8 protein-coding genes are annotated in these 13,675 nt (G+C 39.8%); 2 read left to right on the top strand and 6 right to left on the bottom strand.

Annotation, left to right across the window (positions count from 1 at the left end; genetic code table 11):
• Window positions 1-15 precede the first annotated feature (15 nt).
• Entirely contained in the window at window positions 16-1,254 is a 1,239-nt protein-coding gene (rocD, locus tag EWM59_RS08660; RefSeq protein WP_130020568.1) for an ornithine--oxo-acid transaminase, read from the bottom strand.
• Window positions 1,255-1,402: 148 nt separating this feature from the next.
• On the opposite strand from rocD, the gene EWM59_RS08655 reads away from it, so the two are divergent.
• Entirely contained in the window at window positions 1,403-1,870 is a 468-nt protein-coding gene (locus EWM59_RS08655; RefSeq protein ID WP_130020567.1) for an Lrp/AsnC family transcriptional regulator, read from the top strand.
• A gap of 104 nt (window positions 1,871-1,974) precedes the next feature.
• Window positions 1,975-3,123, top strand: a complete 1,149-nt coding sequence (locus EWM59_RS08650) for a cysteine desulfurase family protein (RefSeq protein ID WP_130020566.1) — start codon at window positions 1,975-1,977, stop codon at window positions 3,121-3,123.
• Between the two features lie 73 nt (window positions 3,124-3,196).
• Here EWM59_RS08650 and EWM59_RS08645 read toward each other — a convergent pair whose 3' ends face one another.
• The 5 genes from EWM59_RS08645 to EWM59_RS08625 all read right to left on the bottom strand — a co-directional run bounded on the left by EWM59_RS08645 (window position 3,197) and on the right by EWM59_RS08625 (window position 13,432).
• Window positions 3,197-3,850, bottom strand: a complete 654-nt coding sequence (locus tag EWM59_RS08645) for a hypothetical protein (protein WP_130020565.1) — start codon at window positions 3,848-3,850, stop codon at window positions 3,197-3,199.
• Window positions 3,851-3,959: 109 nt separating this feature from the next.
• Window positions 3,960-5,357 (bottom strand): RagB/SusD family nutrient uptake outer membrane protein, encoded by a 1,398-nt coding sequence (locus EWM59_RS08640; RefSeq protein WP_130020564.1) that lies wholly within the window; start codon window positions 5,355-5,357, stop codon window positions 3,960-3,962.
• Window positions 5,358-5,379: 22 nt separating this feature from the next.
• Complete coding sequence (locus tag EWM59_RS08635) at window positions 5,380-8,400, bottom strand: SusC/RagA family TonB-linked outer membrane protein (protein WP_130020563.1); 3,021 nt, start codon at window positions 8,398-8,400, stop codon at window positions 5,380-5,382.
• A 330-nt stretch (window positions 8,401-8,730) separates the two neighbouring features.
• Window positions 8,731-10,173, bottom strand: coding sequence for a SusD/RagB family nutrient-binding outer membrane lipoprotein (locus tag EWM59_RS08630; protein ID WP_130020562.1), 1,443 nt, complete (start codon window positions 10,171-10,173; stop codon window positions 8,731-8,733).
• A gap of 70 nt (window positions 10,174-10,243) precedes the next feature.
• A complete protein-coding gene (locus tag EWM59_RS08625; RefSeq protein WP_130020561.1) occupies window positions 10,244-13,432 on the bottom strand; it encodes a SusC/RagA family TonB-linked outer membrane protein in 3,189 nt (1,062 codons plus the stop codon).
• Window positions 13,433-13,675: the final 243 nt, after the last annotated feature.

Here is a 13,675-nt window from a genome sequence, read left to right as displayed (position 1 = left end):
AATAGGTAACCCTGGTTACTCAAAACTTCTGATAGTATTTGAGATAATCTCTATACAATCCCACAACTGGGTTTCGGTCATCACCAAAGGAGGAGCCAGACGTATTTTATTGCCATGCGTAGGTTTGGCAAGTAGCCCGTTCTCTTTCAGTTGGTTGCATATATCCCACGCGAGGTCAGAATCTTCGGTAGTGTCAATTAAAATGGCATTTAATAAACCTTTTCCACGTACATGGGTAACAATAGCTGTTTCATCAACTAACTTCTGCATTTCACGGCGGAAAATATTTCCTAAATAATCGGCATTCTGGGCTAAGTTTTCATCTTTCACTACTTTCAATGCTTCCATAGCTACAGCACAGGCAAGCGGATTGCCTCCATAAGTAGAACCGTGTTCGCCCGGTTTCAGTGTGAGCATAATTTCATCATCTGCCAATACTGCCGAAACAGGCAATACACCACCCGAAAGGGCTTTGCCTAAGATAATCATATCAGGACGGATATTATAGTGGTCGGTTGCCAGCAATTTACCTGTCCGGGCAATACCTGTCTGAATTTCATCAGCAATAAAAAGCACATTGCTCGCTTTACATAAACGAAAGGCTTCCGGCAAGTAGTTGTCGTCTGGCACTACTACACCCGCTTCTCCCTGAATAGGTTCTACAATAAAACCTGCAATATAGGGGTCATTGATTAATGCCTCTTCTAAGGCTTCTATATTGTTATAAGGCACTATTTCTATGCCTTTCATGTAAGGACCAAAATCTTTACGGGCTGTCGGGTCGGTAGAGGCTGAAATGACTGATAGTGTGCGGCCATGAAAATTACCACCTGCAAAAATTATTTTTGCTTTGTTTTCAGGAATACCTTTTACCTGATAACCCCATTTACGGCACAATTTCATGGCTGTTTCAACCGCTTCTACGCCTGTATTCATTGGCAATACTCTGTCGTAGCCAAAGTATTGGGTAATGTATTCTTCAAAACGGCCAAGCATTGAATTATAAAAAGCCCTTGAGGTAAGTGTCAGTTTTTGAGATTGCTCAATTAAAGCATTGATAATCCGTGGATGACAATGCCCCTGATTAACCGCAGAATAAGCCGATAGAAAATCATAATAACGTTTACCTTCAACGTCCCATACATACACCCCATTACCTTTATCTAAAACAACTGATAGCGGGTGATAATTATGGGCGCCGTAGCGTTCTTCTAACTCTATGAGTTGTTCGCTTAAATGAGTATCTACTACCATAACTTCAGATATTTAACTTTTCTCTGATATATACGACAAAAATGTTAAAATGACTTATAATAAACAATAATTAAGTTATATTTACCCTATCATGGAATAAATTAAAAAATATTAATAGATAATGTGCTAATAAAATATATTTTGACTTATGCTGAACGAAGAATTTTTGGATAATTTTGATAAACAGATTCTGATACAATTAGAAAAAGATGGCCGAAAGCCCTACTCTGAAATTGCTAAAAATCTGAATATTTCTAATACGATGGTACACCAACGTATCGCCCGTATGAAGAAAGTGGGTATTCTGAAAGGTGCAGGAATTATTCTGGACGAACGTAAGTTAGGTTATGAATGGAGTGCTTTTACAGGTATTATCCTGAAAGAAGATTCAGATTCGAAACTGATTATAGAAGAACTGAGAAAAATACCCGAAGTAACCGAATGTTATTATATCACAGGCCAATATACGCTCTATACCCGCATTGTTGCTAAATCGAGCGAACATATGCGAAAGGTATTGTATGATAAAATAGATAATATCAACGGCGTGCTCAAAACAGAATCAATGATTGATTTCGGGGCAGCATTCAAAAGAAATGCAAGTGTAGAGCTATAAGGCTCATTACTCAGGATTTGCCAAATAAAATTTGCTTAGTCTATTGATTGTGTGGGTTGTACAATACAAAAACAAATATTAATTTTGCAGAAACCAAATAAAAAATGTCACGTATATATCTTGATAATGCCGCTACTACTCGTCTTGACGATGAAGTTTTGCAGGCCATGTTACCTCTGATGACAGAAAATTTCGGGAACCCGTCTTCTATTCATGCGCATGGTCGTCAGGTGCGTTCGGCCATAGAAAGAGCCCGAAAAAGTATCGCTACTTTATTGGGTGCATCGCCTTCAGAAATCTTCTTTACATCGGGTGGAACCGAGGCAGATAATACGGCTATTACCTGTAGTATTGATACTTATCAGCTAAAACATGCCATTACTTCGCCAACCGAGCATCATGCCGTATTGCATACATTAGAGCATCTGGCAAAGCAAGGCATTATTGAGTTAAGTTATGTAAAACTTGACGCAAAAGGCCATGTTGATATGGCTCACTTAGAAGAGCTATTAAGCACAAAACCACGTACACTCGTTTCTTTGATGCACGGTAACAATGAAATCGGCAATTTACTGGATTTGAAGCAGGTGAGCGAAATATGTAAGAAGTATAAGGCCATTTTCCACTCTGATACGGTGCAGACTATGGGACATTATACGCATAATTTACAGGATTTAAACATAGATTTTCTTGTAGGAGCGGCACATAAATTTCATGGGCCCAAAGGGGTTGGTTTCTTGTATATCAATGCTACTAATAAAATTCACCCGTTTATTCATGGAGGCTCGCAGGAGCGTAATATGCGTGGCGGAACTGAAAATGTATATGGTATTGTAGGCATGGCAAAAGCCCTTGAAATAGCCTACCGGGATATGCAGGCACACCAGCAGCATATCAAAGGCTTAAAAACCCGGATGATTGAAAAACTGACAGAAAATATTCCGGGAATTACTTTCAACGGAGACTCGGCTGATGTAGAAAACAGCCTTTATACGGTATTGAGTGTGAGTTTCCCGCCAAGTGCCGATAGTGATATGTTATTGTTTAATTTAGATATATCTCAGATTTCCTGTTCAGGCGGAAGTGCCTGTTCAAGCGGTACAGATGTGGGGTCTCATGTATTAGGTGCTTTACATGTACAACCTGACAGAGCCAATGTTCGTTTCTCTTTCGGCAAATACAATACAGAAGAAGAAATAGATAAAGTAGTAGAGGTACTGACAGAAATATATGCCAAAAAGATACTGGCGTGAAAAAAGCCCCTAACCCCTAAAGGGGGATAAAAGACATGTATGCTGAAAAGGGGCTCAAAAGCCCCTTATTCATTTATAGAGTATTATAATAATTAACCACTGCAGCAACAGAGGCGTCTTCTTTAAAATTCGTTTTGTTATCTTTTATATACTGTTCTACTTCTACTGATTTATCGCTTAAAGCATTGATAATGGCTTTTTTATCTTTTTTTACTTTAGTATAAGTACCATCCGCTTTAAGAAGATAATAAATGGTGTTTTCAGAAAATGTTCTGGTTCCGCTTGCCGAACCATAGGCTTTTCCTTCTCTGATTACCTTCTTTGTTTTCTTTAGCAATTTTACTTTCTTGCCGTCGCTTAATACTTCAAAATAGGGGTCTCTTTCAGTTTCTTTTATTTCAGGAATCTGAACAAAACTCATAGCTACATTATTAGGGTAGAGTATAAAAGATTTTACCATTGAGGTAAAACCCATATCAGCACCATTTTTCCCTTTGAAGAACACAATCCCCTCTATCTGGTCATATTTCAGGTCAAGGTCTTTGTGGTTTTTTCCATTCTCTAAGGTTACTTCGCCTTTAGTCCAGTCTTCAAAAAGATAAGGTGTACCCACTAAATCTACATATTTACCCGCCAGTAAAGGCCTACCATTTACATCTTGCATATATTGGGCTCGGGTAGTTATAGCACCCAGAAAAAGGGTCATGCACAAAATAGTTTTTCTCATAATCAGAATAATTTTTAAATCACATTGTTGATATAACGATAGGTTGAGAAATAAAGGTATAAAAAAGCCCGACTTAAAGCTAAGTCGGGCTTTTAAAGAAAAAACAGAATTAATATCCAGGATTTTGCGAAATATTTGGATTCGCATTTCTTTCAGATTGTGGGATTGGACCTATTCTGAAATTACTGCTGAATGGTACATTTCTTAGCTGGTATCTGCCACCCACACGAACGATGTCTCTTTTCAGACGATTCAAATCATAGAATCTGTCGCCTTCAAAAGCTAATTCTTTTCTACGCTCAGTAATGATGTCTTCTATCAGTGTAGCTCCGGTAGAAGCATATACTAATGAAGGGTCTCTTTGAGCCACCAAGGCATTCAGATACTTTAAAGCATCTGCTTCCTTGTTGGTACGAGCCGCAGATTCAGCTGCAATCAGGTACACTTCTGACATACGAAGTACTTTTTTATCGTCTCTGTCGCCTGCTACGTTCTGGTATTTGTTGACGATATAAGCAGGATTTTCAGCCTGTGCTCTTGAACCAATTACGATTAGTTTCTTTCTAATGTCGGTTTCTGAGTATAATTTATACAACTCTTCGTTTGCTAATAAATCACCGTAACCTTGTTGGTTGTAGATATACCCTAATTCGTCAGTACCTGCGTTCAGTGTAGCATCAGCCGATACTTCAAATAAAGTTTCACTTTTAACGGTTTCAGCATTAGAAGTTGGAGAAGCCCAGTAAGCTAATACTTTATCTGCTGTTAATAAAGAAAACCCGCCATTGTTGATTACTTCAGTTGCTGTAGTATAGGCTTTTTCGTAATCGCCTTGATAGAAGCTAACTTTAGCTGCCAAAGCACGTGCCGCAAATTTAGAAAATCTGGCCGAACCAGTATAAGTTGTCATACCAGCATACGCTTTATCTAAGTCAGCCTGAATTTGCGTATAAACTTCCTGAACGGTATTACGTTTTGGCTTTAAAGTCGGGTCATATTTCAATACAATAGGTACTCCTTCTGCTGCCATATCGCCAGATTTAGCAAAGCTACGAACCAGATTGAAATACAATAAAGCTCTTAAAGCATAAGCCTCGCCTTTAATCTGATTTACGTTAGCGTTGTCAGCCAATTTTGCATCAATAATGTTATTAGCTCTTAAAATAGCTGTATAAGCATTATTCCAGTAACCTTCATAGTCTGCATTTGCTGTAGTAACTACGTATTGGTCGAATGCAAAATATCTACCTGAGTTTCTTGAAGAAAGAAACACGTTGTCGGCACCTAAATCTCCGATAACCGGAATAGTACGACCAAACAAGTTGGCACTTCTCAACTGTGCGTAAGTTCCTCTTAAAGCTACCAATAAGTCAGCTTCTGTGGCTACTGCTGCTTCGTTCGGAACCTGGGTGTATGGAGATAATTCCAGAAAAGAATCGCTACAAGAAGAAAGAAAACTTGTAACCACCATTCCTAAAACCACTATTTTATGATTGAATCTTTTCATGATAATTCTTAAAATTTTTTGTTTAAAACGCAACTTGTAAACCACCTGTAAACGTTTTTGGAAGGTAAATATCTAAGTTTGTAGAACTATTGATATAAGTCTCTGGGTCATACGGTAAGTTTTTGTCTTTCACCCATGTCCAGATGTTGCTTCCTCTTACGTACAATTTTACGTTGCTCAGTTTCGCTTTTGAAATGATGTTCGATGGTAAAGTATAACCAAAAGTAATGTCTCTTAAACGGATATAGTCTCCACCATATAAATATCTGCTCGATAAAGAGTTTGATGCACCTGAACCACCATATACATATTTAGGAACATTGGTAATATCACCAGGTTTTTGCCATCTTTCCAACTGAGCAGCCACTCTGTTAAAGGTTGCATTGTACCCATCACTTTGCGTGTAGTTAGCCCAGCTATCACGTACCAGGTTTCCGAAGTTATAGTAGAACAAGAAATCAAGACTTAAACCTTTGAACGAAAAAGTAGAACCCAAGCTACCGAATGCTTTTGGCGTAGCCGAACCTACAATAAATTGTTTAGCACTGTTATAGGTGCTGGTTTTCTCAGCTCGAGTGCCGTCAATCCACCATTGTGGGGCACCAGTCTGAGGGTCAACACCTGCCCAGTCTCTTACGTAGAATGACTGGAAGTCTTCGCCCACTCTTCTGATAAACGCACCAGCTACCTGGTCAGTATTATTTACAAGCGTTAAAATTTTGTTTTTGTTCATTGAGATATTGAAACTTGCATCCCAGGTGAAATCACCGATAATCAATGGAGTTCCTGAAAGAGCCACCTCAACACCTTGGTTTTGTAATGAACCAATGTTGTTTTTAAAGCTGGTAAATCCGGTTGTTCTTGATAATGGCTCATCTAACAACAGGTTTGTTGTTTTTCTGGTGTACCACTCAACCGTAACGTTTAAGCGTTTTCTCAATAAAGTCGCATCAAAACCTATGTCTAACGGACGGTTTTCTTCCCAGGTAAGGTTTACGTTACCTACAGCGTTAGGGCCACTACCGGTTGCACCTAAGTAGTTGAATCCGGCACCATAAGCATAGGTTGGTTGCCAGTCGTAATCGCCAATAGCAGCGTTACCATTCACACCATAAGAAGCTCTTAATTTCAACTGGTCAATCCAGGTAAGATCAGTCATAAATGCTTCTTTGTGGATATTCCATGCACCACCTACAGACCAGAAGTTACCATATCTGGTATTGCTACCAAATCTTGATGAACCATCTCTACGGAAACTACCAGACAAAACGTATTTGTTTTGTACCGAGAAGTTAGCCATTGCTAAAGCTGAGGCAAAAGAGTAATCACTGTTTGAACCAATGGCTGAGTTATAAACCGAACCTGCAGATGGAACGATGATATTCAGGTTGGCAGGAAGCCCATAAGCAACAGCATTAGAGAAATATTGTTGTGATTTTTGTGCTTCATATCCGGCAATTACGTTCAATACATAATCATCGTTTTTGGTAATATCCCAGGTATAATCAGCTAAGTTTGTCCATACCCAGTTGAAATAACGGGTATATAATCTTGACGCACGTCCGGCATCATTTCTACCATCACCCTGAAATGGGTTGTTATATACGTCTTCTTCGTAGTTGTTATAATCTAAACCAATTTTAGACGAAAGTTTCAAATCTTTCAATACCTGATACTCTAAAGCTACTGTAGAAATACCTTTCATACCAGATGTTTTTCTTTTATCCATTTGCGCAATCGCAAGCGGATTGAAAAGTGCACCTGCAGGGAAATCAGGACCGGTAATGTTTGGCGAACCATCAGCATTTCTTGGAGAATAAGATGGTAATAAGAAGTAGGCTGTCAAGACAGGGTTAGCAAACAAACCACCAGTACCAGGGCCTTTCTGACCTGTAGAAGAAAGCATTAAGTTGGCTTTCAACGTCAATTTATCAGTTATTTTGTTAGTCAGGTTCATATTACCGGTGTAACGGTTGAACAACGACTCGATAACTGTACCTTCTTGTTTGAAATAACCACCCGAAAAGTAGAATTGTGTTTTTTCGTTACCACCACTTGCCGAAAGGTTATATTGTTGCTGTGTACCTGTACGGGTAACTTCGTCTAACCAGTTAGTATTTACGCCATTGTTAGTTCTGAAGTTCTGGTCAACCAAAGCTCCGGCAGCGGTAATATCAGGGGCAATACCTGCGTTTACAATACCTTCAGCGGTTAATTCACGCCATTCTGCTGAAGTTAACGGACGGTTAGCATCGCTCAGATAAGCAATATTTGCTACCCCGATTTCAGTATCAAAACGCACTTTGGTTTTACCTGCTTTACCTTTTTTAGTAGTAATCAGGATAACGCCATTGGCTGCACGAGAACCGTAAATAGACGCAGAAGCGGCATCTTTCAATACCGAAACACTTTCAATATCGTTAGGGTTGATACCTGCTAAAGCATTGGCAGTAGTTGTATTTCTTGTTAAGTCACCAGAGTTGATAGGTACACCATCTACTACATAAAGAGGGTCAGAACCTGCTGTCATTGAACCGATACCACGGATACGGATATTCTGAACTGAACCAGGTTGACCTGAACCACCTGCTGACTGCAAACCTGCTACACGACCCTGAATGGCTTTATCAACAGAGGTAAAAGGTGTATTCTCAATTTTGTCTGAGTTTACAACACCCACGGCTCCTGTTTTTTTGATAGAAGACGTTGTACCATAACCTACTACAATAGCCTCGGCCAATTCCTGTGCGTCAGAAGCTAACTGTAAATCAATAACGGTACGATTGTTTACCTGAACTTGTTGTGTAACAAAGCCGATAAAACTGAATGTAAGTGTGGCATTGCTTGGTACTGTGATGCTATACACACCTTCTGCATTTGTTGTTGTACCTTTGGTTGAGCCTTTTACGGTAACACTCACACCCGGAAGAACAGAACCATCATCAGATGAAGTAACCTTGCCTGATACAGTTTTGTCTTGTGCAAACACTTGCACGCTCCAAAACAACACCAAGAAAAGGCTTGGTAGAAGAGATTTCCTCATAATCGTTTGTTTGGTTTTTAGTTTGTTTTTACTGGAAAAATACCCTTGTCAGAGTAATCATTTTACAAAAATAATGGAGAGAAAATTCAAAAAACAACAGTTTTTTTTAAAAAAATTGAAGAATAAGTTTGAATATTTTCAATAAAATACAAAAAGATGTTTTTGTATTTTATTGACTATAAGTACTTTATGTTTTTTAAATTGGTATTTTTTTTAGTTGTAATTTAGATTGATTAGAAGATTAATTTTTTATAAATAGTGCCGTGAAACAAAAAAGGCAGCCTACTGGCCGCCTCTTTGCGATATATGTGTTTCGGTAATTATGCTTTGTTATTTATCCCACCAGACTTTGGTATCCTGCGTGTCTGGGCCTTGTGTAGCTACAGCTTTATCGTAGTTTACTTTGTTGAGTGTTTGCTCGGTAACCGGATAAGCTAAACGACTTGGAATCTGTCCGCTTGGGTTTAGTGGATTTGCCGCCGGAGTTAATACAGGGTATCCTGTACGACGCCATTCAGCCCATGCTTCATTACCCTGGTAGAAAAGTGCTATCCATTTTTGTGTACCAATTTGCTCGAATGCCTTAGCATCGTCATATTTTACATCAGGTTGTTGCAGGTAAGCATTTACTACTGCTTCTGTAGCCCCTGCACCAATCCACTGCTCAATAGATGCTTTGATAGCACTTTCGTAGAATGCTTTAGGGTCGCCTGAAATCCAGCCCAATTTTGCCGCTTCTGCCTGCGAAAACAATACTTGTGCATAGGTTACCACATTAGCAGGCGAATTTTGCTGACGTATGGCAGTTGCTGCCAACGATACATCCTGTGCTTTCCAGGTAGGAGGGAACACACCATAAGGCACACCTACATATTTTTGCAAGATGTTCTGGTCTGCCATACCCGGAATACGAGGGTCATTGGTTTTAATCAGATAGTTCATGAAGGTACTACTTACCGCAAAATCCTTACGGTTTGAAGTAATATAGTTATTATACAACGGGTGCTCATTGTTTGCTTCTGCCAGGTATCCGTATTTTACGTTATCGGCATTAGAAGCCAACGGACCATCTGCCATAGCAGCTGCAAATTCTGTTTTACCTTTAGCCGGATCTACTTTCGATAGACGAAGTGCCATAATCATACGTAAGGTATTGGCAAATTTTTTCCAGCGAGTAGCATTTCCACCTAACAGAATATCACCTTTTACGGTTGCACCACCATCAAATTGTGCCTGTGCTTCTTTTAACTCTTTAAACAAGTCGGTATAGATGGCTTGTTGCGTATCATAAGCAGGGCTGAAATTTTCTTTGCCTTTTAATGCCTGAGAGTAAGGAATATCTCCCCAACGGTCAGTCATCCACATATACGTATAGGCTTTGGCAATACGTGCTATCGCAATCTGGTTATTGTTAGACCCATTGGCTGCTGCGGTAGTTTTGGTGTCAGGATTGGTATTCAGGTCAATAATGGCCTGATAGGTAACCAATGGCCCTGTATAAAAACCATTGAAATTGAAGTTAATGGTTTTATAACGAGAATCCTCAATATAGGTTACATCACCAAATTGCTGCGTATAGAGTGCCGGAACCATTTCGGTAGTCATGCCACCGATATTGCGCAAAGCGCCTGTAAGAAATCCTGCGGTATTAGGTGTCGCCGGGTTATTTGGGCTGATGTTCATGTTGCCAAAATCACCGGGGTCGCAAGAGGTAGTGGCAATTGCTAAGCTTAATGCCACTGCTAATGATTTATACGCTGTTATTTTTTTCATTTTTTAATAGTATTTAACGACAGTAGTATTTAACGCTGAATGGGAAAAGTTATTGCCGAATTTCTAATAATTAGAATCCTAAATTAAGGTTGATACCGTATGACCGAACCGGAGGTAACTGACCACCTTCTGTCCAGTAAAGTTCAGCTTCTGAAATATCGATACCACCACCTGCTGCACTATAAATCAAAACCGGATTACGTACCAGTAAAGCAATTTTAGCCGATTTGAATACTTTGCCATTAAACAATGTTTTAGGGATATTATAACCTAATGCAACCTCTCTCAATTTCACGTAAGTCTGGTCATAAATCCAGGCTTCGTTGAAAGCAAACATTTTGTCTTCGTAGAATGATTGTGTTTCAACACGAACTGTATTTGTTTTACCGTCAGCTGTTACACCTGGCAATAAAATACCACCACCTTCTGATACAGGGTCACGTTTTGGCTTACCTAATTCGTTCAGACCTGCTGTTTCTGCTGCTAAACCAGCATAAGCATTAAACATACGGGTAGTAGAGAAGAATTTACCACCAACAATGAAGTCGATATTAGCACGCAATGAGAAGTTTTTGTAAGTAAATACGTTCAGGAATCCACCTTTGAATTTAGGCAGAACTGAACCTAAAAGTTTGCTGTCTTGTCCTAAATAATGTCCGTCAGGGCCGACTACTTTCTCTCCTTTGTCGTTAGTTACATATCCTCTACCTTGCAAAAGACCCCATTGCTCTCCTACACGTGCATTTACTGTCAGAGTTCTCCAGGTTGGGCCACCTAACTGATAGTTACTCAAACCTGCAGCCAATTCAACGATTTTTGAAGTACTGCGGTCGAAGTTAATATCCATATCCCAGGTAAAGCCTGAAGTAGTTTTCACAGGAGTTGCACCAATGTGTAGCTCAAAACCTTGTGTCTGAATCAAACCTGCGTTGATAAGTGTCGAGTTATAGCCACTGGCAGCAGGTACTGACAAAGGAAGAATCTGGTTTTTGTTATCGTTTTTGTAAGCAGTAAATTCTACACTGACACGGTTGTTGAAGAATTTCAGGTCAATACCACCTTCATACGCTGAAGAAAGACCCGGTTTCAAATCAGCATTTGGTAATTGTGTTGGTAAATACTGAGTTGGGTTAGAGCCAAACGGGTTACCTGTTCCATACACCTGATAAATGTTGTAAGGGCCTACATCTGTACCTACCTGTGCATAGCTACCTCTGATTTTTGCAAACGATAGAATACTGTTTTTAGGTAACAATTCAGATATTACTACACTCGCTCCAATTGAAGGATAAATGTATGAATTATGTGCTACCGGAAGTGTTGATGACCAGTCATTACGGATAGTACCTTCAATAAAATAAGTATTATCATACCCTAAACTGGCACTACCAAATAAACTGTTCACCTGTCTTTCAAACATACTATTTGAGACAGACGGCCGGTCTTTTGAGGCAGCAATGTTATAGAAGCCAGGCGTAGTAAGGCCACCCACAGTTGCCTGAGAAACTACAGTTGTTTTAGCATATCTGATGTTACCACCGGCAGTAGCTACTACCGAAATTTTTCCGAATGCTTTGTCTAATGCCAATATGGCTTCATGGTTATTTTCATATCCGGTAGTAGCATAGTTGGCATAAGCACCCAACCCACCAGCATTTAATGTACCTGAAGCAATTCTGCCCTCTCCATAATAATTTCTCCAGTCTCTGCGAGTAGTAACCGAAGCAGTCAGGAAATCAAAGATTTTGTAGCTTAAACCAAAACTACCATAAATACGGTCATTGTTGTTAAGGTTAGTACTTTCATACATCTGTGTGTATGGGCTATCCCAGTATTTTGGTTTTGAATCAAGCGGGCCGCCGATATTCCAGCTTCTGAACGTACCGTCAGGATTTTTATAGTTTCTTAAATCTTCAATTTTGATCTGGCGTTGGAACCACTGATTGAAAGAACCAACAGTCTGATTATAACCAACTGCCGCTATCGGAACACCCGTTGGAAGACCTACACCACCTAATGTACCACCTGACGAACCATAGTTATCGGCAGGCACGTTCTGAGCACGGGTAGCCGAATAGGTAACATCAAGCATGGCAGAGAATTTCTTGGTGATGTTGAAAGTGTTTTTAGCACTGATATAATCTCTTGTCTGTTTACTGTTAGGGATGATACCTTTGTTATCTAAATGTGTATAGGATACACGGCTCTGGAAATTGTCTCCACCCCTTGAAAAGGCCAGGTTGGTATTGTGGCTGAATGGTTTTTCAAAGAAATCTCTGACGTTGTTCGGAGAAGCTACATAAGGAGTCAGTTGTCCGAACTCAGGGCCTTGTTGCCACGAGAAAGCCGAACGGTGAGGAGAACCATCTAAACGTGGCCCCCAGCTTTCGTCGGCTGAATAATCAAGGATTTTTTGTCCGTTAAATGAAGACCACGCCGCAGGATGAATAGCAGGGTTGAATTGGAAGGTTTCCCATTCTTGTGAATAACCACCACCGTATTCATTCTGATATTTTGGTAGAAGACCTACTCTGTCCATCGTTGTGCTATGGTTGATAGTAAAAGTAGTTTCACCAGCCTTCGCACGTTTGGTAGTAATAACAATTACCCCACCTGAAGCACGGTTACCGTAAAGAGCGGTTGCCGATGGTCCTTTCAATACGGTAAGGTTTTCTACATCATCCATGTTTACATCAGAAATGTTACCCACAGGGGTACCATCTACTACGTAAAGCGGGTCTCCACCTGTCAATGAGTTTACCCCACGGATACGGATATTAGGCGAGCCAAATTTGGCACCAGATTGCCCTAATACCTGTACCCCAGCAATTTTACCTGCCAAGGCATTACCTACGTTGGCGTCACGAGATACAGTTAATTTGTCTGAATTAATGCTTTGAGCGGTATAAGTCAGTGATTTTTTCTCACGTGAGATACCCAAGGCAGTTACTACTACTTCATTCAATTGAGCGGCGTCGCTCTTTAAGGTAATGTTAATTACCGACATATTGCCTACCGGAATAGTCTGTGTCTCAAAACCAATAAAACTAAACAAGAGTGTTGACCCTTTAGTAGCTGTAATTTTGTAATTACCATCAGCATCGGTTTGTGTACCTCTGTTGGTGCCTTGCAGCACAACACTTACACCAGGGAGAGCAGATCCGTCATCAGCAGTAACCTTTCCGGTTACATTTACATCTTGGGCAAAAGCGCAGCTTGCCCAGGCCAGCATAAAGCAGGCGAGTAGAAGTTTCCTCATACAGTTCGTTAGTTTGTTTTAATTAATTTTATACAATCTTATTGTACTTTAATGCTAAGTTAGAGTCTTTTTCTGATAATTCGGAAACTTTTTAAAAAAATTTAAATAAGGTGTGAGATGAATATGCAGATTGTAGCGACTCTATTCATACAATATTCGACAAGGTTATGATAAATTAATGTCGTTATTCTCTTCTATGAAATACTTTAAGCAAATAATTGAGCCATATGCAACAGCTACTAT

This window comes from Emticicia agri, from assembly GCF_004168285.1.
In the GTDB taxonomy this organism is placed as follows: domain Bacteria; phylum Bacteroidota; class Bacteroidia; order Cytophagales; family Spirosomataceae; genus Emticicia; species Emticicia agri.
The sequence above is the reverse complement of the archived record's forward strand: the minus strand, read 5'-3'. Positions and strand labels throughout refer to the sequence as shown.

Coding starts and splice junctions, on each gene's coding strand:
- rocD (WP_130020568.1), bottom strand. CDS start 1,254: ATGGTAGTAGATACTCATTTAAGCGAACAACTCATAGAGTTAGAAGAA.
- EWM59_RS08655 (WP_130020567.1), top strand. CDS start 1,403: ATGCTGAACGAAGAATTTTTGGATAATTTTGATAAACAGATTCTGATA.
- EWM59_RS08650 (WP_130020566.1), top strand. CDS start 1,975: ATGTCACGTATATATCTTGATAATGCCGCTACTACTCGTCTTGACGAT.
- EWM59_RS08645 (WP_130020565.1), bottom strand. CDS start 3,850: ATGAGAAAAACTATTTTGTGCATGACCCTTTTTCTGGGTGCTATAACT.
- EWM59_RS08640 (WP_130020564.1), bottom strand. CDS start 5,357: ATGAAAAGATTCAATCATAAAATAGTGGTTTTAGGAATGGTGGTTACA.
- EWM59_RS08635 (WP_130020563.1), bottom strand. CDS start 8,400: ATGAGGAAATCTCTTCTACCAAGCCTTTTCTTGGTGTTGTTTTGGAGC.
- EWM59_RS08630 (WP_130020562.1), bottom strand. CDS start 10,173: ATGAAAAAAATAACAGCGTATAAATCATTAGCAGTGGCATTAAGCTTA.
- EWM59_RS08625 (WP_130020561.1), bottom strand. CDS start 13,432: ATGAGGAAACTTCTACTCGCCTGCTTTATGCTGGCCTGGGCAAGCTGC.